24 protein-coding genes are annotated in these 21,813 nt (G+C 64.7%); 16 read left to right on the top strand and 8 right to left on the bottom strand.

Features of this window, described 5'->3' with window-relative positions:
• Positions 1-17 precede the first annotated feature (17 nt).
• Positions 18-473 (top strand): molybdopterin oxidoreductase, encoded by a 456-nt coding sequence (locus AUC43_RS20620; RefSeq protein WP_068197244.1) that lies wholly within the window; start codon positions 18-20, stop codon positions 471-473.
• Between the two features lie 20 nt (positions 474-493).
• On the opposite strand, the gene AUC43_RS18570 is transcribed toward AUC43_RS20620, so the two are convergent.
• Positions 494-1,525: a tellurite resistance/C4-dicarboxylate transporter family protein gene (locus AUC43_RS18570; RefSeq protein ID WP_068197239.1), complete on the bottom strand. Its 1,032-nt coding sequence runs from the start codon at positions 1,523-1,525 to the stop codon at positions 494-496.
• 649 nt (positions 1,526-2,174) lie between these two features.
• Here AUC43_RS18570 and AUC43_RS18565 point away from each other — a divergent pair.
• Positions 2,175-2,591: a hypothetical protein gene (locus AUC43_RS18565; RefSeq protein WP_068197237.1), complete on the top strand. Its 417-nt coding sequence runs from the start codon at positions 2,175-2,177 to the stop codon at positions 2,589-2,591.
• 142 nt (positions 2,592-2,733) lie between these two features.
• Here AUC43_RS18565 and AUC43_RS18560 read toward each other — a convergent pair whose 3' ends face one another.
• Positions 2,734-3,162: a hypothetical protein gene (locus AUC43_RS18560; protein WP_068197233.1), complete on the bottom strand. Its 429-nt coding sequence runs from the start codon at positions 3,160-3,162 to the stop codon at positions 2,734-2,736.
• Positions 3,163-3,625: 463 nt separating this feature from the next.
• Between AUC43_RS18560 and AUC43_RS18555 the strand changes: the two genes are divergently transcribed.
• The 5 genes from AUC43_RS18555 to AUC43_RS18535 all read left to right on the top strand — a co-directional run bounded on the left by AUC43_RS18555 (position 3,626) and on the right by AUC43_RS18535 (position 9,461).
• Positions 3,626-4,810, top strand: a complete 1,185-nt coding sequence (locus AUC43_RS18555; protein WP_068197230.1) for a PAS domain-containing sensor histidine kinase — start codon at positions 3,626-3,628, stop codon at positions 4,808-4,810.
• Between the two features lie 90 nt (positions 4,811-4,900).
• Positions 4,901-5,323 carry a response regulator gene (locus tag AUC43_RS18550; protein ID WP_068197227.1) on the top strand — a complete coding sequence of 141 codons (423 nt, stop codon included), beginning with the start codon at positions 4,901-4,903 and terminating at the stop codon, positions 5,321-5,323.
• Between the two features lie 257 nt (positions 5,324-5,580).
• Positions 5,581-8,487, top strand: coding sequence for a PAS domain-containing protein (locus tag AUC43_RS18545; RefSeq protein WP_068197224.1), 2,907 nt, complete (start codon positions 5,581-5,583; stop codon positions 8,485-8,487).
• 22 nt (positions 8,488-8,509) lie between these two features.
• A complete protein-coding gene (locus AUC43_RS18540) occupies positions 8,510-8,935 on the top strand; it encodes a response regulator (protein ID WP_068197222.1) in 426 nt (141 codons plus the stop codon).
• Positions 8,936-9,020: 85 nt separating this feature from the next.
• On the top strand, positions 9,021-9,461 hold the full coding sequence (locus AUC43_RS18535; protein ID WP_068197218.1) for a hypothetical protein: 441 nt from the start codon (positions 9,021-9,023) through the stop codon (positions 9,459-9,461).
• A 55-nt stretch (positions 9,462-9,516) separates the two neighbouring features.
• Here AUC43_RS18535 and AUC43_RS18530 read toward each other — a convergent pair whose 3' ends face one another.
• A complete protein-coding gene (locus AUC43_RS18530; protein ID WP_233254053.1) occupies positions 9,517-10,080 on the bottom strand; it encodes a GAF domain-containing protein in 564 nt (187 codons plus the stop codon).
• Positions 10,081-10,466: 386 nt separating this feature from the next.
• Here AUC43_RS18530 and AUC43_RS18525 point away from each other — a divergent pair, with 386 nt between their 5' ends.
• On the top strand, positions 10,467-11,195 hold the full coding sequence (locus tag AUC43_RS18525; protein WP_068197213.1) for a GAF domain-containing protein: 729 nt from the start codon (positions 10,467-10,469) through the stop codon (positions 11,193-11,195).
• A gap of 171 nt (positions 11,196-11,366) precedes the next feature.
• Here the strand turns inward: AUC43_RS18525 and AUC43_RS18520 are convergent, their stop codons facing one another.
• The 5 genes from AUC43_RS18520 to AUC43_RS18500 all read right to left on the bottom strand — a co-directional run bounded on the left by AUC43_RS18520 (position 11,367) and on the right by AUC43_RS18500 (position 16,834).
• Positions 11,367-13,151, bottom strand: a complete 1,785-nt coding sequence (locus tag AUC43_RS18520) for a peptidoglycan D,D-transpeptidase FtsI family protein (RefSeq protein WP_068197210.1) — start codon at positions 13,149-13,151, stop codon at positions 11,367-11,369.
• 318 nt (positions 13,152-13,469) lie between these two features.
• Positions 13,470-13,841, bottom strand: coding sequence for a CZB domain-containing protein (locus AUC43_RS18515; protein WP_068197207.1), 372 nt, complete (start codon positions 13,839-13,841; stop codon positions 13,470-13,472).
• Positions 13,842-13,882: 41 nt separating this feature from the next.
• Positions 13,883-15,196 carry a PAS domain-containing protein gene (locus AUC43_RS18510; protein ID WP_082685208.1) on the bottom strand — a complete coding sequence of 438 codons (1,314 nt, stop codon included), beginning with the start codon at positions 15,194-15,196 and terminating at the stop codon, positions 13,883-13,885.
• Between the two features lie 36 nt (positions 15,197-15,232).
• The gene (locus AUC43_RS18505) at positions 15,233-15,631 is read right to left on the bottom strand and encodes a hypothetical protein (RefSeq protein ID WP_157781173.1); all 399 of its coding nucleotides are present in this window, start codon (positions 15,629-15,631) and stop codon (positions 15,233-15,235) included.
• A 468-nt stretch (positions 15,632-16,099) separates the two neighbouring features.
• Positions 16,100-16,834, bottom strand: coding sequence for a S24 family peptidase (locus tag AUC43_RS18500; RefSeq protein ID WP_233254052.1), 735 nt, complete (start codon positions 16,832-16,834; stop codon positions 16,100-16,102).
• 207 nt (positions 16,835-17,041) lie between these two features.
• Here AUC43_RS18500 and AUC43_RS21145 point away from each other — a divergent pair, with 207 nt between their 5' ends.
• From AUC43_RS21145 to AUC43_RS21750, 8 genes are all read left to right on the top strand, one after another.
• A complete protein-coding gene (locus AUC43_RS21145) occupies positions 17,042-17,302 on the top strand; it encodes a hypothetical protein (protein WP_157781172.1) in 261 nt (86 codons plus the stop codon).
• A 2-nt stretch (positions 17,303-17,304) separates the two neighbouring features.
• Positions 17,305-17,598, top strand: coding sequence for a hypothetical protein (locus AUC43_RS18495; RefSeq protein ID WP_068197194.1), 294 nt, complete (start codon positions 17,305-17,307; stop codon positions 17,596-17,598).
• An 11-nt stretch (positions 17,599-17,609) separates the two neighbouring features.
• On the top strand, positions 17,610-18,626 hold the full coding sequence (locus AUC43_RS18490) for a hypothetical protein (RefSeq protein ID WP_068197190.1): 1,017 nt from the start codon (positions 17,610-17,612) through the stop codon (positions 18,624-18,626).
• A complete protein-coding gene (locus tag AUC43_RS21790; RefSeq protein ID WP_261340397.1) occupies positions 18,562-19,362 on the top strand; it encodes a hypothetical protein in 801 nt (266 codons plus the stop codon). Before AUC43_RS18490 ends, AUC43_RS21790 begins: the two co-directional genes overlap by 65 nt.
• Before the next feature lie 6 nt (positions 19,363-19,368).
• On the top strand, positions 19,369-19,758 hold the full coding sequence (locus tag AUC43_RS18480; RefSeq protein WP_068197183.1) for a VRR-NUC domain-containing protein: 390 nt from the start codon (positions 19,369-19,371) through the stop codon (positions 19,756-19,758).
• Positions 19,759-19,793: 35 nt separating this feature from the next.
• Positions 19,794-21,074, top strand: coding sequence for a sodium/calcium exchanger protein (locus tag AUC43_RS18475; RefSeq protein ID WP_068197181.1), 1,281 nt, complete (start codon positions 19,794-19,796; stop codon positions 21,072-21,074).
• Between the two features lie 312 nt (positions 21,075-21,386).
• Positions 21,387-21,626, top strand: a complete 240-nt coding sequence (locus tag AUC43_RS18470) for a hypothetical protein (protein ID WP_068197179.1) — start codon at positions 21,387-21,389, stop codon at positions 21,624-21,626.
• Between the two features lie 48 nt (positions 21,627-21,674).
• Positions 21,675-21,803 carry a hypothetical protein gene (locus AUC43_RS21750; protein WP_257721712.1) on the top strand — a complete coding sequence of 43 codons (129 nt, stop codon included), beginning with the start codon at positions 21,675-21,677 and terminating at the stop codon, positions 21,801-21,803.
• Positions 21,804-21,813: the final 10 nt, after the last annotated feature.

Here is a 21,813-nt window from a genome sequence, read left to right as displayed (position 1 = left end):
CTTAACTCCCGTCCGCCATGCACCTCAGCAATTACCTCGGCCTGCTCGAAAGCAGCGAAAAGCAGCTCACCGACGCGTTCGAAAAGGTTTCCCAAAAACACAAAGACGAGCCCGACATCGAGCAGATGTGCCAGAAGCTCTCGGCGTGGTCGCGCGAGCACCGGGGCCGGGTGATGGGCTTTGTTAAGAAGTATTCGGAGGAAAAAGACAGCGAGCCCAAGACCCTGAAGCGCGACCTGTTTGCGGAAAAGCGCAGCGGCAGCCTGGCCCTGGTGCGCGACCTGCACGACCTGTGGCTGCTCACCCAGGAGGTACAGCTGTGCTGGATAGTGATAAAGCAGGCCGCCCTGGCCCTGCGCGACGAGGAGCTGAAAGCCGCCTACGAATACTGCAACGCCCGCACCAAGCGCCAGACCGACTGGCTCCTGGGCCGCATCAAGCAAGCCGCCCCCCAAACCCTGATAGTAGGGTAGGAGGGCCGGGCCCCGAAACCCTAAGCTGGTTGCTTATGCGCCGCCGTGGCCAAGTGGTGGAGCATGCCCCCACAGGTGAGCACCCAGGCCAGCAGCGCCACATAAATGAAGCCGGCCGGGATGCTGCTCAGCGCGGGCAGGGGCAGCTGGCCGGCCAGGCGCGACGTGGCCGCTGTGTACATGCCCAGCGGAAAAACCATGCTCCAGTACGCCGGGCGGTAGGCGAAAGCAGGCCGCGCCCGCAGGTGGTGCCAGGCGCGCAGCACCATCACAAACGGCATCCACCACGTGCTCACCACCCAAAACAGCACGCTCCAACCTTTAATGAACCCGGCGGCATCGGCCAGCGCATGCGTTTGCTGCAGGGTACCGAGCAGCGTGGCGCCGGCCAGCACCGTGATGGCACTGCCACCCACGCTTATCCAGTACGGCGCGTCCACTTCGTCGGGCTCTACGCGCACGAAGGTGAGGCGGTAGAACAGCATCGTGCCCAGCACCAGGTAAAACAGGCTGCCCAGCAGAAACAAGCTCAGGACGACGAATGCGCCCACCTCGGCCGGCAAGGGCAGGCCGGGCACCAAGCCCGCGCCCAGCACGGCCAACGCCTGCGTGGAAACCACCAGCAGCAGCCAGCTCCCGTTCAGCCCGGTTTCGAGCGGGGGCTTGTCGCTGCGCAAGGTCACGCTCAGCAGGAACGCATACAGCAGCATCACCCAGCATACGGCCCCGAAAACCCACAGCGCCTGCCCAACTGCCTGGTTGCTGCGCAGCTGCACAAACTGGTTGCCCACCAGGCAGGTAGCGGCTACCAGGGCCAGAAAGTTGGCCCCTTTCTCGTGGGAGGCCAGCTCAATTTTAAATCCCGGAAAGGAAAACAGCACCCGCCCCAGCAGCAGTAACAGAAACAGCGGGTAGAGCATCAGATTCAGGTAGAAGAACGCTTCGGCCAGCCAGTGTAGGTGAAGCCCATGCGCCGCCAGCGAAATGATGCCTGTGGCCATGACCATGGCAAAGTAGGCGGGCTGAAACTGCTGGACTACCGGCTTCCACATAGCTATGCTGCAATTATTGCGGGGAAGTATTGTACGGCCCGAAGCGAATGGCGGCGGTGCGCCCGCGTGCACGGGCCTTGGCCACCGCGCGCTATCCCGCCAGCTACCTCAACGCCGTACGTGGGGTGGTTTAGCGCGAGTTCGGGATTTTATGAAATCCCCGTTTTTGTCTTGCTGCGGTGGTTGTGCCGAAGGTCAGCGTAGTTAAGGCTGTCTCCCGTTTCGTTTGGGCCTCATAGCACTCCCGCACAAGGAAGCCTATAGGAATAGCCGGTCATGCTGAGCGCAGCCGAAGCATCTCTCTCGCGAGAGTAATCTAATCGGCTGTCATGCAGAGCGCAGCGAAGCATCTTATCAGGTCAGCACGAACCGTTGAGCCGTGAGAAGATGCTTCCTGCGTCGGCATGACAAACGATTTGCAACGAAGCGGTAGAGATGCTTCGGCTGCGCTCAGCATGACTGCCTTTTTCCTACATGACCGGCTTTTCCTACTTGACCGCCTTTTCCCATACGCTTCCTTGTCCTTACCGAAAATGCTTTGCTTGTGCCCGCACCCTGCCCATACTAGGCTGGCGCCAGGGCCCAGGCCCTATCTTCGTCCCGGCAATCTACTTCTCGCCTTCGCCGCGGTCATCCTTCTTGTTCCTAAATGCCCACTGCCTCTCCTCGGCTCTACTTCGAAAACGGTGTGGGCCGGCTCTACGGCCACCCCGACGGCTACGCCCTTTTACGGTTCAATGCCGGCCCGCGCAAGTTTTCCGATTTGCAGGCCCTGCTCATTCAGGCGGGCCGGCTGCTGGAGCTTCACCGCTGGAACCGCTTCCTGACCGACCAACGCCTGCTTGCCCCCTACACCCCCGCAGAAGTTGCGTGGCTAGTGGAGCATTGGTGCCACGCCGCCGCCGAATATCCCGCCGGGCTCTACGGTGCCGTGGTTATGGCCACTAATGTCTTTACCCGCCTGGCCATGGGCCAGATTGTGCAGCAGGCCAACTCGGCGGGCATGCGCTTCCGCCGCTTCGAAACCGAAGCCGAAGCAACGGCCTGGCTTGGGCAGGTGGGGTAGGGTTTTTGCCCGGCCTCGCGGAAGCGCCCAGCCCGGGCACGTGGCGCAGCAGCGCCCGGCTGGCCAGCTTGTGCGGCCGCGGCGGCCATTCTGCTTGTTCAGAAGCGAGCCACAGGCGGGGTTTGGCGGCCGCCATTCCCGTTTAGCCCAGCAGTGGGCTCAGCCAGCTCATGGCCTGCCTTTCGTCGTCAAACAGCCGGATGTCAAACGGCCGGGCGGGGTCCGTGGCATAGGCCACGTGCTTTTTTTGCTCCGGGTCGGTGCGGTACGCCTCCGACAGCGCCGGCGAGCTCAGCACGGCTATGCGCAGCCGGCGGGGCGCTAGCCGGGCCACGGCCTGCGGGTAAAACTCCTGGTTTACCCACGCGCTCAGCTCTGCCGTCACCTTGTCCCGGCGGCGCACGTCCAGCAGCCAGTCGCTGAAGCCACTGGCCTCGGCCGCGGCCAGCATTTGCTCATAATCGGCCTTCACCACCTCGAAATCGGCATGCGTGTGCCAGCGCACCACCATCACGTTCAGGTCCGGGCGAAATAGTATACTGCGGGAGGGAAGGTCGATGGAGGAGTACATAGACTTAAAAGTAAGCTGCTCCAGGCGAAGTCGCCAACCGCCGGAATCCAAGCCAACGTTTCCGCACTTAGCGCGCATACCGTCCAGCTCCGGGACGTGTGGGGCGCAGCCCCACGTAGGCAACGCTTGGCGCGTGTTTGGGAACTTGATTTTGGGGGTCCTGCTGCGCTGGCCGAGGCATTTCTACTGCTTCGCTTGAGTACTCAAAGTACTCCCGCACAAGGAAGCGTATAGGAAAAGCCGGTCATGCAGGAAAAGCCGGTCATGCTGAGCGCAGCCGAAGCATCTCTACCGCGAGAGTAATCAATGCTGGCTCAACGAAGCGGTAGAGATGCTTCGGCTGCGCTCGGCATGACCCCACGGTTTCTTATCAGCATGTTCACGCTGTGTTTACTCAAGCCGCCTTACCTTACAGCCGTCCTTTCAGGGCAGCTTCCGTATACCCAGCACACTGCCTCACCACATGTCACAAGCGCCCACTCCCGCCCAGCCGGCTCCTTCTTCCGCGGCTGAAAACGCCGCGGCCCTGCGCGGGGAGCCCGCCGACCCCGGCCAGCCCCTCGACCGCTACGAGCAAAGCCAGGTGCGGTTCCGCACCGTATTCGAAAACGCCCCGCTCGGCCAGAAAATCATTACCCCCGACCTCACCATTCGGCAGGCCAACCCGGCGGTGGTCAAGATGTTGGGCTGCGCCGGCGTGGAAGACCTGGTGGGGCACAAAATCATGGAGTTTGCCCACCCCGACCACCGCGCCGACTGGCAGGAGCTGCAAGAGAGGCTATGGGAACACAAGCTGCCGTCCTTTACGCTCGAAACGTGCCTGATGCGCTGCGACGGCTCCTCGTTCTGGTGCCAGGTCCATTCGGTGCTCTTTCCCGACGAAGGCGGCGAGTTGGGCTACACCATCCTCGAGGACATCTCCGACCGCAAGAATCTGGAAGCGAAGCTCAAGCGCGTCTACGACGCCCAGGAAACCATCCTGCAGCTGGCCACCCACGACCTAAAAGGCCCCATTGCCCACATCGAGCTGCTCACCGACCTGCTGCAGCGCGAAGTGGCCAGCCGCGCCGGGCAGTCTCCGCCGCCCCCGGAAATGGTGCATTACCTCGGCCTCATCCAGTCGTCGTGTGCCCACGCGCACGCCCTGCTCCAGGACGTGCTCTACGTCGGCGACCTGGACCAGAACGGCTTGCAAAAACGCCCCACTGACCTAAATACCTACCTCACCACGCGGTTGAACCCGCACCGCCTCGCGGCCCAGGAGAAGGGCATTGCCCTGGCCCTGACGCTGCCCCCCGACGCCCTGCAGGTTAGCCTGCACCCCGAAAAATTCGGCCGCGTGCTCGACAACCTGCTCCACAACGCCCTCAAGTTTACGCCCACCGGCGGCACGGTCACCGTCGGCTTGCACGCGCACGAGGGCAAGGTGCGCTTCACGGTGCAGGACACCGGCATCGGCATCCCCGGCAAGCTGCACAACAACCTCTTCGACAAGTTCAACCCCACCCGCCGCGCCGGCCTGCAGGGCGAAATCACCACCGGCCTGGGCCTGTTCATCGCCAAGCAAATCGTCGAGCTCCACGGCGGCGACATCTGGCTCGAAAGCCGTGAGAAAGCAGGCACCACCTTTTTCATCGAGCTGAGCTAAACAAGGGGATGCACTAGTTTTGTGCGCTCGCGGATACACACCGGCTCCAGCAGTCCGCCATTCCCCGCTACTCCGGGCCCCACGCTTCCCATGATAAAACTCTCCAGCGTGCTGCTGGTCGACGACGACCCGCTCACCAACGACCTCAACGAACGCCTGCTCCAGCAGCTCGGCGTGGCCGACCGCTACCTCGCCGCCACCGACGGCGTAGATGCCCTGGCGGCCCTGGAAGACCTCGCGGCCGAGGCCCAGCCCAGCAGCCCGGTGCTGGTGCTGCTCGACGTCAAGATGCCCGGCATGGACGGCATGGCCTTTGTCGAGGCCTACCAGCGCCTGCCCGTGGCCCGGCAGCAGGCCGTGGTCATCGTCATGCACACCGCTTCCATGAATTCCGTCGACCTCGGCCGCATCGAGTCCCTGCCCATTGCCGGGCTGGTCAGCAAGCCCCTCACCAAAGAGAAGCTCGACACCATTCTTAAGCTGCATTTTCAGCGCCACTTTCCCACCGCGTAGGGGCTCCCCGGGCCATTTGCTACAATAAACCGACGCGAGCGGGCCAGATGGCCCGCTCGATGCATTTCCCACCCCTCCATCGTAACGCAGCTGGTCCCTTCAAACCACGCTGGCCCCGCTACCGGCCACCTTCCGGCGCTGCGCTCCTGCCGCTGGCGGCAACCCTAAGCCGCGCGGCCCGTTCCCCCTGCATCTGCGTTTGCCACACGTTGCGTGCCGCCCCGCGATTTGGTTGCCTCACCCCGCCGCTGTTGCCCATGCTTCCTCCCGCCGCTGCCGCCATTGCCCCCGAATCCATCTTGCTGCGGGAGCTGCTCGCCGTCTCGCTCACCGGCATCATCCTCTACACGCCCCTCTACGACCCCGCCGGCTCGGGCGACATCGTCGACTTCACCTTCGAGTACCTCAACCCGGCGGCCCAGCGCATGATGGCCATGCCGGTGGTGCCCACCCTCACCCACATGGGGCAGTGGCCGCACAGCAAAGAGCACGGCACCTTCCAGTTCCACGTCGATGCCTTTGTCTCGGGCGAGCCCCGCGAATACAACGTCAACTACCAGGCCGACGGGTACGACAACTACTACCGCCTCGCCGCCCGCCGCGCAGGCTCGGGCCTGCTCGTCAGCTTCACCGACACGGCCGACCAGCCCCGCACCCCCGTGGAAGTGGCCCTGCGCGAAGCCCAGGCCGCCGAGAAAGCCGCCCGCGACGACGCCGAAACCCAGCGCCAGCGCCTCTACCAGGTTCTGATGAACCTGCCCGCGCAGGTGGCCACCTACCACGGCCCCGACCACGTCTACACCCTCGTCAACCAGCGCTACCGGGACTACTTCCCCACCCACACGCTGTTCGGCCGCTCTGTGCGCGAGGCCGTGCCCGAAGCCGCCCAACAAGGTTTTTTTGAGCGCCTCGACCAAGTGTACGCCACCGGCGAGCCCGCCTACGGCCAGGAGCTACCCGTGCACCTCGACTTTGCGGGCGCCGGCCGGCCCCCCGAGCTGATTTACATCAACGCCTTTTACCTGCCCCTGCGCGACGCCGCCGGCCACGTGGACGGCGTACTCGACTTTTCCTACAACGTGACCGAGCAGGTGCTGGCCCGCCAGCAGGTGCAGCAGCTCAACCTGGAGCTGGAGGCCCGCGTGCACCAGCGCACCCTGGAGGCCGACGACGCCCGTGCCGTCGCCGTGGAGCAGCGCAACCGCCTGCTGCGCCTCTTCAGCCAGGCCCCGGCCGAGATTAACCTCTTCCAGGGCCCCGGCCACGTCTGGACCCTGGTGCACCCCCGCACCCAGGAGCTGCTGCACAACCGCCCCTTGCGGGGCTTGCCCCGCCGCCAGGCTCTGCCCGAGCTGCCCGAAGAAGCCCACGAGCCGTTCGACCGCGTGTTCCGCACCGGCCAGCCCGTGCACGCCCTCGAAACCACCCAGCGCCTCGACCGTTTCCACACCGGCGAGCTGCACGACCAGTACTACGACCTCACCCTCCAGCCCAAGTTCGACGCCGCCGGGCACATCGAAGGCGTGATGAGCTTCGCCGTCAACGTGACGGAGCGGGTGCGCGCCCGCCAGCAGGCCGAAGCCCTGCAGGCCGACCTGCTGGCCGTAGCCCAGCGCCAGGCGCTGGAGCGCGAGGCCTTCCACAACGTTTTCGAGCAAACCCCGGCCCTGATTGCCCTGCTGCGCGCCCCTCAGCACCGCTTCGAATACGTCAATCCCGCCTACCAGCAGCTGTTCCCCAACCGCCAGCTCGTGGGCCTCGACCTGGCCGTGGCCGTGCCCGAAACCCGGGAACAAGGGTTCGTGGCCTTGCTCGACGGCGTGTACCAAACCGGCGAGACGTTTTTTGGCGCTGAAGTGCCCTTTGCGCCCGTGCCGGCCGACGGCCAGCCGCCCCGTACCCAGTACTTCAACTTCACCTACCAGGCCTACCGCGAAGCCGGTCAGATTGCGGGCGTCACCATTTTCGCCTTCGACGTGACGGAGCAGGTGCTGGCCCGCCAGCAGCGCGAAGCCGAGCGCCAGCAGCTGCACCACCTCTTCATGGAGGCCCCGGCCCCCATCGTCATCCTCGACGGCCCTGAATTTATTTTTCAGCTCGTCAACCCGGCCTACCAGCGCGTGTTCCCCGGCCGCGCCCTGCTTGGCAAGCCCGTGCTCGAAGCCATGCCCGAGGTGGCCGGTACGCCCATCTACCACAGCCTGCAGCGCGTGTACGCCACCGGCGAAACCTTCGTCGACCAGGAGCTCCCCCTGCAACTGACCCGCCACGACGGCGGCCCCCTGGAAGAGCTGTACTTTACCTTCACCTACCAGGTCCGGCGCACCACCCGGGGCGCAATCGATGGGGTGCTGGTTTTCGCCCACGAAGTCACCGACCAGGTGCAGGCCCGACGCGTGGTAGAGGAAGGCGGCGCCCAGGCCCGTGCCCTGGCCGAGCAGCTCCACGCCACCAACGAGCAGCTCACCCGCACCAACATCGACCTCGACAACTTCATCTACACCGCCTCGCACGACCTCAAAGTCCCCATCGCCAACATCGAAGGCCTGCTGCTGGCCCTGCGGCACGAGCTGCCCCCCGCCGGCCGGGTCGGCGACGTGCCCGAAATGCTCCAGCTTATGCAGCAGGCCACCGAACGCTTCCGGCGCACCATCGAGCAGCTCACCGAAGTGAGCAAGCTCCAGCACGCGCACGACCAGCCCGTCACGCTCGTGCCGCTGGCCGCCGTGGTGCAGGAAGTGCAACTCGACCTGCAGCCGCTCGTGCAGCAAACCCGGGCCAGCCTGACGGTCGACGTACCCGCGGATGTCCGCCTGCCGTTTTCCGAGAAGAACCTGCGCTCGGTGGTCTACAACCTGCTCAGCAACGCCCTGAAGTACCACCACCCCGACCGCGCCCCGGACGTGGACCTGACGTATTACCGGCACGACGACTACCACGTGCTGCGCGTGCAGGACAACGGCCTCGGCTTCGACGTCGCCCTGGCCGCGGGCAAGCTCTTCGGCATGTTCCAGCGCCTGCACGCCCACGTCGAGGGCTCGGGCATCGGCCTCTACATGGTCAAGAAAATGGTCGAAAACAGCGGCGGCCGCATCGAAGTGGCCAGTCAGCCCGGCCAGGGCACCACCTTCACCGTCTTTTTCCCCGTACACCCGGCGTCCTGATGCCTTTTCCCAGGCCGCCCGCATGCCCGCCCTGCCCAGCCCCATCCTCCTCGTCGACGACGACTACACCAACAACTTTCTCAACGCCAAGCTGCTGCAGCGCTTCGACGCAACCGCCCAGGTGCTCACGGCCCTGAATGGCCAGGAGGCCCTCGACGTGCTGCGCACCCACTGCCAGTCCCCCTCGCGCCGCTGCCCCGTCCTCGTCTTCCTCGACATCAACATGCCGGTCATGGACGGCATTGCGTTTCTCCAGTCTTTCCAGCACCTGCCGCCGGCCCAGCAGCAGGACGTCGTGGTCATCATGCTCACTACCTCCCTCAACCCCCGCGACTTGGCGCGCGTCCAGGCCTTGCCCGTCGCCGGGTTCCTCTCCAAGCCCCTCACCGAGGATAAAGTCACCCAGGTGCTGGCCGACTACTTTCCGCCCAGCCCGGCAGTTCACTAGTCCGCGCTAAGAAAACCAACCAGTTCGGCTATTCTGCGTTCTCAGGCTTTCGGGCCCTACTTTTGCGGCCCCACCATCCGGCCCTTTGCGCCACCGCCTTCGCTACATGCAGCCCACCGCTACCCCCAAGCTTTACTTCGAAAACAGCGTCGGCCGCCTGCTCGAGCACCCCGAGGGGTTTGTTATTTTCCAATACCGTCCCGGCAAGCGCCAGCTCTCCGACTTGCAGGCCCTGCTCACGCACACCCGCAACCTCCTCGTTCGGAATGATTGGCACCGCATGCTCGGCGACCAGCGCCAGATGGCCCCTTTCACCGAAGAGGAAAGCGCCTGGATTGTGGACTACTGGCTCGACGCCTCCCGCCAGCGCCCCGGCGGCCTCCGCGGCGCCATTCTCCTGGCCGACGACGCCTTTGCCCGGCTCTCGATGGACCAGGTGATGCACGAAGCCAAAGCGTCCGTGCTCTCGTACCGTTTCTTCGATGCGGAAGACAAGGCCGTGGCCTGGCTGCGGGAAGTAGCCTAGCCCGCCATCTTCGGGGCCCGGCCCGGGGCCGGGCGCCCGGCCCCGGGCTTCCTGGTCAGGCTTGCTTCCGGGCCTGCTCCAGTTCCTGTTCCAGCTCGGCTACCCGGCGCGTGCTGGCCGCCACGGCCGAGCGAGCCGCCAGGCGCAGTTCAATCTCGTCCATGGCAATGCCCGCCAGGTCCTGCAGCATCAGCTGCTGGGCCTGGTTCAGGTAGCGGGGCTTTTGGTCGATAAGGCAGAACGTGCCCAGGTTGTGGCCGTCGTGCGTGGTCAGGGGCGAAGCGGCGTAAAAGCGCAGGCCCATTTCCCCCACCACCAGCGGGTTGGTCAGCGTGCGCGGGTCCTGGCGCGCATCCTCCACAATGTACACGTCTTCCGACAGGATGGCCGAGTCGCACAGTCCCCCGCCCCGGTCAATCTGCTCCGCGTCCAATCCATGAAGCGACTTAAACCAAATCCGGTCTTCGTCCACCATGCTGATAATGGCAATGGGCATGTTGAACATTTTGGCCGCCAGCGCGGTGAGCCGGTTCAGGCTGCCGTCCTGCGGCGAATCCAAGATGTCGTAGCGCTTCAGCGCCGCCAGCCGGGCTGCTTCGTGTGGGGTATCAGTCATCATAGCAAAACTGATTAAAGAGTAGAGATAGAGAGGCCGTAAAGGTATGGCTTGGGGCCTAAGGGTTGGCCATTCACTGCGCGGTAGCTTTCCGGCCCAGGCCAAATAGGCGGCGTTTGGTGGGGCAAATGCAGCTCAATGCTCAATTAAAACCAAGTTGAGCCAGCTCCCGCCGGCCTCGGCCATCCGAATTCGACCGCCTGCACACTGCCCGCAAGCAGCGCCAAGCCACGGCTAGCCCGGTACAAGGGCAGGGGCAAGGCGCTGGCTGGCAGGCCGACTGCCTTCGGGGTGGGTGGTAGGAAAAAACAAAGTGACGTCGCCCGGCTTGTGGTATTCCGGCCGGCTCCGGGTCGCTCGCTACCTTCGCCTTCTTTTTTCTGCGCTTCATGGCCACTCCTCATCACCTGCTTGCTTCCAACGAAGCCCAGCGCCTGGCGGCCCTGCAAGCCTACCGCGTCGCCGGCGACGCCCCCTTCTTCGACGAGTTTGTGCGCCTCACCGGCAAGCTGTTTCAGGTGCCCATCGCGCTGGTTTCGCTGGTCGAGGCCGACACCGTCTGGTTTCGCGGCAACTCCGGCCTTCCCGAAGCCCCGGAGCGGGTTCCCCGCGGCGAGAGCCTCTGCTCCGTGGCCATTCTGAGCGAGGAAGCCACCGTGTTTGACAACCTGGCCGACCGGCCCTGCACCCTCATAGACCCCACCGCCGTCGGCGACCTGGGCCTGCGCTTCTACGCCGGCTCCCCCCTGCACACCGCCACCGGCGAGGCCGTGGGCACTCTGTGCGTCATCGACCGCAAGCCCCGCCTGCTGGCCCCCGAGGAAGCGGTGCTGCTGCGCGAGCTGGCCGACGTGGCCTTGCGGCTGTTCGACCTGCAAGTGGCCCTGGCCGCGGCCTCGGCGCCCGCGCCGGCGTTGTGGGCCGACGTATATACCGCCATCGGCACCTCCATCAGCCGCCTCGACACCCTGGCCGAGCTCATGCAGTGGGAAGACGCCCCCGATACGCCCGCGGCCCTATCTTACCAGGCCTCCCGCCGGGAAGAAGCGGCGGTGGTCGCCAAAATCCTGCAGCAACAGATTAACACGGCCATCCAGCAGCTGGAGCGCCAGCCGTAGCGCGCTCCTTATAGCTGCCGGCCTTCCTCCCATAGCAACCGAGCGGGCCATCTGGCCCGCTCGCGTCGGGTGCAATAACCCGGCCCGAGGCCGGTGTCGGGGCCATGGCGGGCAACTCCCAGCCAGGTGCGGCGCTTTTTATGCCCCGCCGCCCCACGGCTCCACGCGGGGTCAATACCCGTGTCGGGCCCGGTGCTGGATGCGGGCCTCCCATTTTTTTCGGCGGGGGGCTATGCGGCCGCGCAGGTACTGCTCCATTACCAGGGCGGCGCAGGGCGCCGCGGCCGTGGCCCCAAAGCCCGCGTTTTCCAGGTACACGGCCACGGCTATTTGGGGTGCCTCGGCCGGCGCGAAGCCCACAAAGGCGGCGTGGTCGTCGCCCTCGTCGTTTTCCACGGTCCCGGTCTTGCCCGCCACCGTAATGCCCACATCGGCTAGGCTGGAGGCGTCGGCGGTGCCGCCGCGCTGCAACACGGCCACCATGCCCGGCACCAGCGCGGCGATGTGGGCGCTGTCGACGAGGGTGTGGTGCTTTTCCCTAAAGCGCGCCAGTGGCCCGGTGTCTCCCACGCTGCGCACGAGGTGGGGCGGGTAGTACCAGCCCCGGTTGGCAATGATGGCGGCCAGGTTGGCCATTTGCAGGCCCGTGAGGTTGATTTCGCCCTGCCCGATGCTGAGCGAATAAATCGAGCGGTAGGTCCAGCGCGTCGTGCGTCGGGCCGTGTCGTAGTACGCCGGCGTGGGCAGGAAGCCCGGCGCTTCGCGCGGCAGGTCCACGCCCAGCACCGAATCCAGCCCAAACGAGCGGGCATAGCGGCGCCACTGCGCCAGGTTGGCGTGGCGGGCCGCGGCCGAGTCCTGGGTCAGGCTGTCGGGCACCCGGCCGATGAGCCGGCGAAACACCTGATAGAAGTAGGGGTTGCAGCTGTACATCAGCCCCAGGGTCAGGTTCTTGCCCGGCGGGTGGCGGTGCACGCAGCTCACCAGCGACTGGTCGCACCGGAAGGCCGTGGCCGGGGTGATGGCGCCCAGCTGCAGGGCAATGGCGGCGTTCACCAGCTTAAACACCGAGCCCGGCGGGCGGGCTTGGGTTGCGGGCCGGTTCAGCAGCGGCATGTCTTCGTGCTCGAGCAGCTTGGCCCGGACGCCCGCCTGGTCGGGGGCCGTCAGGGCGGCGGGCTTGTAAGTCGGCCCCGACACGTAGGCCAGGATTTCCCCGGTGCGCGGGTCCAGCGCCACCAGGTAGCCCTTGCGGCGGCCCAGCAGCTGTTCGGCGTAGGCCTGCAGCTTCACATCGAGGGTCAGGTGCAGGTCCTGGCCTTGCTGGAAGGCCGTATCCGGCGCCCACGTGCCGCGCTCCTGGCCCGTGGAGTCCACCAGCGGGTGCCGGTACCCGCGGTGGCCGCCGAGCAGGCCGTTGTAGTAGGTCTCGACGCCGCCGTTGCGCAGCCGGTAGAAGCGGCCGCGGCGGTAGCGTTGGGCCTGCCGGAAAAACGGTTGCGCTTCGCTGCCCAGGTAGCCCAGCACCGCGGCCCCCGCGGCCGTGGTATAAGCCCGCCGGCGCTGCTCGGTCAGCGCGAGCTGGGGCCACTCGCGGCGCTGCCGGCGCACCCGCTCGGCCTCTTTGGCCGTTAGGCGCAATTGCACCGGATAGCCGGCCGGGGCTTCTTCATAGGGCAGGGCCTCGGCAATGCGCCGCCGGATGGTCGCCGGCCCCCAGCCCAGCAGCTGGCCCAGCGCGAGCGTGTCCAGCGGCGGGCGGCGCGGCAGCTGCAGCAGGTACTGCGGGCGGGTGGCCACCAGCACGGAGTCGTGCCGGTCCAGCACGCGGCCCCGCTCGGGCACGTTTGGCAATACAATGCGGCGACGGGCATACGGCAGCGTGGTGTCTGGCGCCGGTGCCGGCAGGCCGGGTTGCTGCGGCGGGCCCGAGCAGCCCGCAACCACCAGAAGCATTCCCAACAGCGTAATTATTCCCATATATAATTCAGGTACACGGGAAAACCAGGGGATGGCCAGTGGCTCAACCTGTCCTAATTGTTCCCTGAGGCGTGGCCCCATTTTACGCAGGGCCGGGGCTCTTGTTGGCGGGCCGCCATTCGGCAGCGCAGCGGGCACCCCCGGCGCTTCCCTACCACCGCTAGCGCACCGCCCAGCCCGCTCCGTACGAGGGTAGTGGCTCACACCTCCAAATGCGGCCAGCTCCTGGCCAGTGGCCGCTTCGCCGCACCGGGGCAGCGGCCGCCGTCAGCAGCCGCGCAAACTTGCCCGGCACTAGGCCGCCGCGCCGAAACGACCCGCTTCCTGCCCCAGCTTATGCAGCACGCTCACCAGCTGCTCGCCAATCCGGTCAATGCGCGTGAGCCCCCGGCGGGCTTCGTCTATCTGGCCGCGGCGGTACTGCGCGGCCAGCTCCCGCCCCGTGCCGAGCATGTCGTGGAGCAGCCGCTCGGCTTCCCGCACCTCCGGCCGCAGCGGAAACTTGGGCTTGATGACGCTGCTCAGCCACTGGCCCAGCGCGTTGCCCTGCGGCGCAAACAACGCCTCGTCGGCCTCCCGCACGCCGTAAAGCACCGAGCGCAGCTGCGACTTAAACAGAATCTGTTTAATCCGGGCCTGCTGAAAATCAAGGGTGTTTACATCCATCCGTAAGGGCGTTGAAATTGGTACATGCGCACTTACTGACATCAGGAAGCCGAGGGAGATTGGGGCGAGGCCGCAAAAGCCCGTAGTTGCTGCCGGGCTTCCACGAGTTCGGTCACGTCAAACGCAAAGCTGAAAATGCCCACAATCGCGCCGTTTTCGCGGAATGCTTGGTACACGAAGTCGAAGTACCGCGATTCAATCTGGCCGGAGGCGCGGCGGTGCAGCTGCAGCCGCATCTCCTTGCCGTAGAATGGCTCGCCCGTCTGGTACACGTGGTCGAGTAGGGCAATGAAGCCTTGTTCGGCTGCTTCGGGCACGATGTCGAGCACCGCGTGCCCGGTGATGTCATCGGTGGCGAACAGCTCGTGGTAGCGCGGGTTGGCAAACTCAAACACGTACTGCGGGCCCCGCACAATGGCCACCAGCGCCGGGGCCTGCTGGAACAGGTTGTAAAACGTTTCGCGCTGGCTTTGGGCCAGCTGAAATGCCTGATACGCCTGGTCCGAGAGGGCGGCTTGCTCCTCGTTGGCCTGCAGCAGCTCCACCACCAGCGCCTTCTGGTCGTGAATGTCGACCGAGCAGCCCACCCACATGCTCACTTGGCCCTGCGCGTCGCGCCGCGGGATGCCGCGGGCCAGCACCCAGCGGTAGTCGCCGTCGGCGCAGCGCAGGCGGTACTCGGTCTGGTACGCTTCGCCCGATTCGTAGGCCAGGCGCCACGCCGTGTTGGCCGCGTCGCGGTCGTCGGGGTGCACGCCCTCCAGCCAGCCAAATTCCACTTCCTGCGCCATGGTTCTGCCCGTGAAGGTGAGCCAGCGCTGGTTGAAGTAGTCGGACGAGCCATCGGGCCGGGTGGTCCAGACCATCACCGGCAGCGCCTCCAGAATAAACTTCGACCGCTCCTGGCTTTCCAGCAGGTCGCGCTGCATGGCCTGGGCCTGCTGTTCCACCAGGTGCTGCTCCGTCACATCCGTGGTCTTCAGCAAGATGGCCTGCACGTTTCCCTGCGCATCCAGCTGCGGGTAGTTGGTGGTTTCCCAGTACCGCTCCTCCAGGCCGCCGCCCTGCTCGGCGGTGCGCTGCATGTCGTACCGGATGCGGGGCATGGTGTGGGGCGTGCCGTGCTGGCGCACGTGCTCCAGCGAATCGCTAAATACCTTCCAGTCGTTCTGGTCGGCCCGCGGGAACACGTCGAAGACGTTGCGGCCCACAATGACGTCGCGCTGCTTAAAGGTGACGGCCAGGTACGGGTCGCTGGCGTCCAGAATGGTGTAGTCCGGCGCCATGAGCAAATAATGCTCCGGCAGTTGCCACAGCGCATAAAAGGTACCAGGAGCAGAAAGCAAAGGAGTCATAGCAAGTACTAATTCAAAGAAAATGCGCTGCCGCGCTTACATGCGCTGCAGCCACTCGGTGGCCGTATCCAGGCTCTGAAAAGTCATGATGGTAATGCCGGCCGTGGTGTGCTGCACGGCCAGCTGCGCCGACAACTGGCTGTAGCGCTCGGGCGAGTACACCCACGAAAAGTAGCGGCACCCCGCCTCGTACAGCATCGGAAAAAACACGTCGCTGCCCCATTTGGCCGCATCGGCCCACAAGCCCGTGATGCGCGTGTTATCGTTGAGCACCTTGCTGCAGTTTTGCTGCTTCAGCAGCTCCAGCAGCTTGAGGGCGCCCGTCATTACCGACTCGTCATCCAGGGCGCCGTGCCAGTCCAAGTAGAGCCAGTCGTTGGCATAGTCGTACGAAATGGTGAGCGTGGGCGCGTCGTAAAGGGTGTGCAGGGCCATGGGCATGAGTAAGCTGCATACAGTACGTAAAGAGGAGGTGTAAGTTCAAAATCACCTCCAGCCCTCATCAAGGCCGCGTGCAACGCCGGCCGGGCCTACGTCCCGGCAGCTGATTTGTGCCAGTACACCCACCTTCCCAAGGAAGAGGTTTCCCATGCCCTTAACAACAGCAGGGCTGGGGCCTGGCTCGGGTCCAGCTAAAGCCACCTTCTGTCCATCTTGGGGCGTTCTGCCCGACGCTTGGTAAAGCGGCCAAGACAGCCAGGGCCCAACCCGCAAAAAAGCCTGCTAACCGCCCCAGTCTTTCAATACTGTCCGGTTACAGTTCCAATAGAAAAGCAAAAAGCCCATTTCCGAGCTGGAAATGGGCTTTCTTGTAGTCCGTAGGGTGATACAACCACAGTTCCGAAAGGCACGGTAAACACTCTATTATCAGCCGCTTATCCTATCGGTCGCGGCCTCCTTATTTCACTGGGGGGCGTCAGAGGGGGCGTTTTCAATTAAATGCCGCCGCACCTCGCCCCGGTCAAAGCCCAGCTGCTCGATGACTTCCCACAGCCGTTCCACCGTGATGTCGGGCGCGCTCGGGATGTAGCTCGAGACGTACCCACGCACCCGCCATAGTTCCTGAACGTCGCGGGTCTCCATCCCGAAGGGCAGTCGGTGCGGGTTGTCTGAATACAGCATCACTTCTTGGTCGTTGGCCCGCAGCCGATTCTTGATGCGCTTGAGCATTACCGATTCAGGTGTTACGACCACATACACTTCGCCCGGCTCCAACAAGCGCAGTTCTTCGACCCGCGTAGCCACCACCACGTCCCGGTGATTTATCGTCGGGGCCATGCTGTCGCCGGCTACCTCGAACGCCCGGAACTCGCCCCGCTCGAAACCCGGGATTTTGTAGGTGCCGAATTGCTGCATGTACACAGCCTCATTGTGCGCCAGCGAGTACCCAGCCTGCGCGGGGATGGGCACCAGCACCGTGTTTTCAATGCCCTTGTCGTCCACGGTCACCACGACCACCTTATCACCGCGCACCACCTGCTGCAGGGCTAAGGAACGGTTGGGCGCATCAGTCGCCTCACCGCGCGTCATCGGCCCATTTCCAAGTAGCAGCCAGTCCGGCGACAAGTCAGGCCACACCTTCAGGAACTCCACCAATGTTTCAAAGCCAGGACTGGTGCCTTGTAAAATTTTATACATTTTACTCGAATTCGCATATCCCAGCTTCTGGGATGCGGAATTGGCATTCAGGCCCTTATGGTTGAGCCAGGCCTCTATACGGCTGCTGGCAGCGTTGGCTTGTTCCATGTGTATTGTAAAAAAGCGCAACTGTTACGCTTTAGTGGGTGTATTTTTGTCCAACCGAGGCAATGATTTCCACTACAAATATACACAATTACAAACAACATGGAACATAATACAAGCGCCCCTCCCACCTTGCGCGACATTTATGACCGACTGGGCCCGCGTAATCAATCAGTTAAAGACGTGCTTAAGCTTCTGACTGATAGGGGAATTAAAGCCAGCCGGGCCGGCATCTACCAGACCATCCACGGCCGTAGCCAGCGCCGGGAAGTGGTAGAGGCTTTTCTGGAAGTAGCCGAGGCCGAATTCACCCGCCGGCGTCAGGCCGAGGAACGCACCCGCCAACTCGCAGCCTCCGAATAGCCATGCAGCCCGCCGTTATTCTATCCGCGGCCGACTGGCAGGAGCTCACTGAACGGCTGGCCCGCCTCGAAGCCGCCGAGCAGGCCCGCGCCCTGGCCACCACCGCCAAGCCCGACGAGGTGCTGAGCACCAAAGCTGCCGCCGAGTACATCGGACTCTGCGCGGAGGCCCTGCTACGCGCCCGCCGCGCCGGCCGCATCGCCGGCGTCCGGCTGAATGAGAAAGATTGGGGGTTCCGCCGCTCTGTCCTCGACGCCTACCCCCGTCGCTACCACCGTGCCGCCCAGGCGGCCTAGTCACCGAGCCGGTGAATTACATCCAGCACACCCGCGCCGCCCACTACCAGCTGACCCAGCAGCCGGCCGCCACGCCACACCACGTCAGCCTGTATTGGGCCCTGTTCTTCGCGTGGAACGCCGGCTTCTTTGAACAGGGCCTCGACCTCGACCACGCCGCCGCCATGCAGGCCGCGCACATCGGCAACGAGCGCACGTACCGCGCCACCCTGCGCGACCTCGAAGCGTGGGCCTTGCTCACCTACCAACCCAGCCACTCCCGCCACCAGCCCAGCCGCTGCTACCTCACAGACTTATCGGGGGCAAAAGTGCCCGAAGTAAAAACCGCTACCAGGGGCAAAAGTGCCCCCGGTAAAAGCGCGCTACAAGGGGCAGAAGTGCCCGAACCGCTTGGGGCAGAAGTGCCCCCGGTAGGCAGTTTATCGGGGGCAGAAGTGCCCGAACACTCCTTATATGATAAAACAAGAAGTACTAAAACAGTGCATCAAAACAGTGCCGCCGCTGCGCAAAAAAAAATAGGGGAGAGGTTCTCGGGCGAAGGGCTTTCAGGGGCGGAAGTTTTCGACCAGCACCTACCAGCCGACCGCCCAGGCGCAGCCCCAAAAGACTCCGCGAATCAAGCGGACCGAGGTGCGCTAAAAAGAAAAGGGGTACAGGCCGAGACCATTCGCGCAGCGGCCGCTGGCCCCAACCAGCCCCGCCGGCGCGGCCCGCTCCCCGAACTGCCCTTCAGCCAATCGGCAATCGCCACGCCCGAGGCCTTCGCCGCCGCCTTCGAAGGCACCGACTACGCCCTGGCCGACCTGCGCCACTACCACCAGCTCGTCGCCACCTGGCGCGACAAGAAAACCGGCCTCCCGCCCACCCGCAAGGACTGGATAGCCACCGCCCAACGCTTCATGCTCAACGATGCCGCCGACAATCGCCTCAAACTCGCTCCCCACGTCCACCGCCCCGGCGCCGATGGCACCGGCCAATCAAACTCCGGAATCCCATCTACTGGCTACCGCAGCAGCCGCTACGACTAGCGCCCTGGCCGCCGAGTCCACCGCCGAAACCCGCGCCATGCTGGCCGATATCGGCCTCGGCCTCACCAGGGCCCAGGCCCTGGCTGCCCCCAAAATCTTCCAGCTCAACCACCGCATCGGCCAGCGCGAAGTGGTGAAGCTGCTCGTCCTCATCCTCCGCGCCTTCGTCGACTCGCTCCGCGTCAAGGAAAAGCCCGACGCGGCCGACCTCATTACCCTGGCCGACGACCTGGCCCGCACCTACACCCACGACAGCGTCAAGGACATCATCCTGGCCCTGAAAGAAGCCCGCACCGGCGGCCACAACTTCTACCAAGCTCTCGACGTGAGCACCCTCTACAAGCTGATTGCGGACTACTTCGAGCAGAAGGCCTGCTTCCTAGAAAACCGCCACCTCGACCAGAAAGCCAACGGGGCCAGCACCCAGGCCGCGGATGTGAAGTTGTTGGGCGATGCCGCGCCCCGGATGCTCGAGCACGTGGCCCAGCAGATTCCCGCCGACCACCCCAACGCCGAAGGCCTGCGCCAGAAGCTCACCATCACCAACCAGAAAGCCCGCCGCGGACTCATCACCCCCGAGCAGGCCGCCCAGCAGCGCGCCGAGGCCCGCGCCGCCACCCAGCGCAAAGCCCGCCCCGACTGGAAAGCCAGCCCCGAGGCCCAGCAGCAAATCGACAAGCGCCACCGCCAAGAGAACCGCAAAATCATGGAGCGCTACCGTTCCCCCAACCTGTAAAACACCATGGCCCTCGCCAAAAAGCACGACCAGCTGCCCCTCGACCTCGGCCAACTCTACGCCGCCGACATCACCGGCGCCATCCTGGCCTTCCTCACCCACTACGGCTACACCGTCTGGCGCCAGAATACCACCGGCATCTACGACGCCGCCAAAGCCCGCTGGCGCGTCAATCCCCAAAGCCGCCGCGGCGTACCCGACATCATCGGCTTCCGCAACCGCGACGGCCTCTTTATCGGCGTCGAAGTCAAAGCCGGCCGCGACCAGCTCCGCGACGACCAGCGCACCTTCCTTAATGAGTTGAGAGCGGCCGGCGGACTGGCCTTCGTCGCCCACGATTTCGCCCAGTTTCAGCAGTCGTTCGAGCTACGCGGCCTGCACTGCCAGGTAGTTTAGCGCTGAATTCCCTAGCAGCCCGTATACCTCCCCCGATGAAAAAATTTGCCCTCTACGTGGCTCTGGCCATTGCTGCCACACTCCCCGGCTTCTACCTGCGTCTCACCGGCACCCACGTGGCGCCCGTGCTCGAAGCCGCCATTTTCTTCGTGGCCATCCTCGGCGCCGGCTTCCTGCTGTCGTGGGGCGCCGAAGCGGCCGAGGAGCACGTCTCGCAGGGCCTGGTCATCGGGGTGCTGGCCCTGGTCACGGTGCTGCCCGAGTACGCCGTCGACCTCTACTACACTTACCAGGCCGGCCTGCACCCGGGCTCGGCCTACGCCGGCTTTGCCGCCGCCAACATGACCGGGGCCAACCGCCTGCTCATCGGCGCGGGCTGGCCCCTCATTGTGTTTCTTTACTGGTGGCACAGCGGCAAGCGCGCCGTGGCCCTGAGTTGGGACAACGCCGCCGAAATTGCCTACCTGGCCCTGGCCAGCCTGTATTCCTTCGTCATCGTCTGGAAAGGCAGCATCGGGGTCATCGACTTTGTGGTGCTGGTCGGCATCTTCGCCGCCTACCTCTGGCGCCTGAGCAAGCTGCCCAAAGCCGACCACGACGAAGCCGAAGAAGCCGAGGACGATGACGACGAAGTCGGCCCCGCCGCCGTGCTGGCCACCCTGCCCGTGCGCCAGCAGTGGCTGATGATGGGCGTGCTCACCGTGGTGGCCGTGGCCGTCATCGTCATGGCCGCCGAGCCCTTCGCCGAATCCCTGCTGGCTGCCGGCCGCGACCTCGGCGTCAACCAGTTCCTCTTGGTGCAGTGGGTGGCGCCCTTTGCCAGCGAGGTGCCCGAAGTAGTGCTCGTGGTGCTCTTCGTGCTCAACAACCGCCCCACGGCCGCCCTCGGCGCCTTGGTCAGCGACAAAATCAACCAGTGGACCCTGCTCGTAGGAATGATTCCGGTAGTCTACGCTCTCGGCGCGGGCCACCTCACCGGCTTCCCGCTCGATGCCCGCCAGCACGAAGAGTTTTTCCTCACCGCCGCCCAGTCCCTGTTTGCCGTGGCCCTACTCTTGCGCCTGCGCCTGAGCTTGGGCAGCGCCGCCATCCTGTTGGGCCTGTTCAGCGTGCAGTTTGCCCTGGCGTGGGTATTCGAACACGACGAAGCCGGCAGCGTGCGGCTGCTCACCGACATGGCCTGGCTCTACCTCGTGCTGGCCCTCGGCCTCTTCTGGTGGAACCGTGCCGGGCTGGTGCAGTACGTCCGGGTAGGGCTGTTGGCCCGCGCCGAGCCAAGCCCGGTTACCGACCCGGCCGTCGCTACAAACCCGTAGTTACTTCGCCGTCCCGTTGCCCGCACCGGCCTCCACTGCACCGGCGGGCAACTGCGCGCCGCCGTCGCCAAAACCGCTGCAATGGCCAATGCCGTAGAGCGGGAGCTGCATATGCGGGCGGCCTGGTTTTCGTTAAGCGACAATCTTCCTTTCCACACCTTAAACAATGCCCTTCCCACGCCGGCAGGGCTTTTCTTTTGTCCTGAGCCCTGCCGCAGCAAGGCCCCAAAAACAAAGGCGCTATGCTGGACTATCTTCGACCCGGCAATCCATCGCGCCTTCGCCGCCGATGCCGTCACTTCCAACTCCTTAATGCCCCTTGCACCTCCCCAACTCTACTTCGAAAACGCCGTGGGCCGCCTTTACGGGCATCCCGACGGCTACGCCATAATCCAGTTTAATGCGGGGCAGCGCAAGTTTTCCGAGTTGCAGCGCCTCTATACCCAGCTGCGCTGGCTGCTGGAGCTCCACCGCTGGCATCGCTTCCTGAACGACCAGCGCCTGCTCGACCCCTATAATCCCGAGGAAGCCGCCTGGATAGTGAATCATTGACGCGACACCGCCGCCGAGCATCCCGAAGGGCTCTACGGGGCCGTCGTCATGTCCCACAACGTGTTCACCCGCATTGTGATGGGCCAGGTTGTGCAGGAAGCCAACTCCGCTACCATGCACTTCCGCCGCTTCGTAACCGAACCCGAGGCCACGGCCTGGCTCGAACAGGTCCGGTAGCTTTTCCTGG

This window comes from Hymenobacter sedentarius (assembly GCF_001507645.1).
GTDB lineage: Bacteria > Bacteroidota > Bacteroidia > Cytophagales > Hymenobacteraceae > Hymenobacter > Hymenobacter sedentarius.
Note: the sequence above shows the minus strand (reverse complement) of the source record. Positions and strands in the feature narration are given on the sequence as shown.

Coding starts and splice junctions, on each gene's coding strand:
- AUC43_RS20620 (WP_068197244.1), top strand. CDS start 18: ATGCACCTCAGCAATTACCTCGGCCTGCTCGAAAGCAGCGAAAAGCAG.
- AUC43_RS18555 (WP_068197230.1), top strand. CDS start 3,626: ATGTCACAAGCGCCCACTCCCGCCCAGCCGGCTCCTTCTTCCGCGGCT.
- AUC43_RS18500 (WP_233254052.1), bottom strand. CDS start 16,834: ATGTATAAAATTTTACAAGGCACCAGTCCTGGCTTTGAAACATTGGTG.
- AUC43_RS18545 (WP_068197224.1), top strand. CDS start 5,581: ATGCTTCCTCCCGCCGCTGCCGCCATTGCCCCCGAATCCATCTTGCTG.
- AUC43_RS18550 (WP_068197227.1), top strand. CDS start 4,901: ATGATAAAACTCTCCAGCGTGCTGCTGGTCGACGACGACCCGCTCACC.
- AUC43_RS21750 (WP_257721712.1), top strand. CDS start 21,675: ATGTCCCACAACGTGTTCACCCGCATTGTGATGGGCCAGGTTGTGCAG.
- AUC43_RS18480 (WP_068197183.1), top strand. CDS start 19,369: ATGGCCCTCGCCAAAAAGCACGACCAGCTGCCCCTCGACCTCGGCCAA.
- AUC43_RS18565 (WP_068197237.1), top strand. CDS start 2,175: ATGCCCACTGCCTCTCCTCGGCTCTACTTCGAAAACGGTGTGGGCCGG.
- AUC43_RS21790 (WP_261340397.1), top strand. CDS start 18,562: ATGGCACCGGCCAATCAAACTCCGGAATCCCATCTACTGGCTACCGCA.
- AUC43_RS18475 (WP_068197181.1), top strand. CDS start 19,794: ATGAAAAAATTTGCCCTCTACGTGGCTCTGGCCATTGCTGCCACACTC.
- AUC43_RS18505 (WP_157781173.1), bottom strand. CDS start 15,631: ATGGCCCTGCACACCCTTTACGACGCGCCCACGCTCACCATTTCGTAC.
- AUC43_RS18520 (WP_068197210.1), bottom strand. CDS start 13,151: ATGCTTCTGGTGGTTGCGGGCTGCTCGGGCCCGCCGCAGCAACCCGGC.
- AUC43_RS18560 (WP_068197233.1), bottom strand. CDS start 3,162: ATGTACTCCTCCATCGACCTTCCCTCCCGCAGTATACTATTTCGCCCG.
- AUC43_RS18470 (WP_068197179.1), top strand. CDS start 21,387: ATGCCCCTTGCACCTCCCCAACTCTACTTCGAAAACGCCGTGGGCCGC.
- AUC43_RS18540 (WP_068197222.1), top strand. CDS start 8,510: ATGCCCGCCCTGCCCAGCCCCATCCTCCTCGTCGACGACGACTACACC.
- AUC43_RS21145 (WP_157781172.1), top strand. CDS start 17,042: ATGGAACATAATACAAGCGCCCCTCCCACCTTGCGCGACATTTATGAC.
- AUC43_RS18525 (WP_068197213.1), top strand. CDS start 10,467: ATGGCCACTCCTCATCACCTGCTTGCTTCCAACGAAGCCCAGCGCCTG.
- AUC43_RS18530 (WP_233254053.1), bottom strand. CDS start 10,080: ATGATGACTGATACCCCACACGAAGCAGCCCGGCTGGCGGCGCTGAAG.
- AUC43_RS18510 (WP_082685208.1), bottom strand. CDS start 15,196: ATGACTCCTTTGCTTTCTGCTCCTGGTACCTTTTATGCGCTGTGGCAA.
- AUC43_RS18570 (WP_068197239.1), bottom strand. CDS start 1,525: ATGTGGAAGCCGGTAGTCCAGCAGTTTCAGCCCGCCTACTTTGCCATG.
- AUC43_RS18515 (WP_068197207.1), bottom strand. CDS start 13,841: ATGGATGTAAACACCCTTGATTTTCAGCAGGCCCGGATTAAACAGATT.
- AUC43_RS18495 (WP_068197194.1), top strand. CDS start 17,305: ATGCAGCCCGCCGTTATTCTATCCGCGGCCGACTGGCAGGAGCTCACT.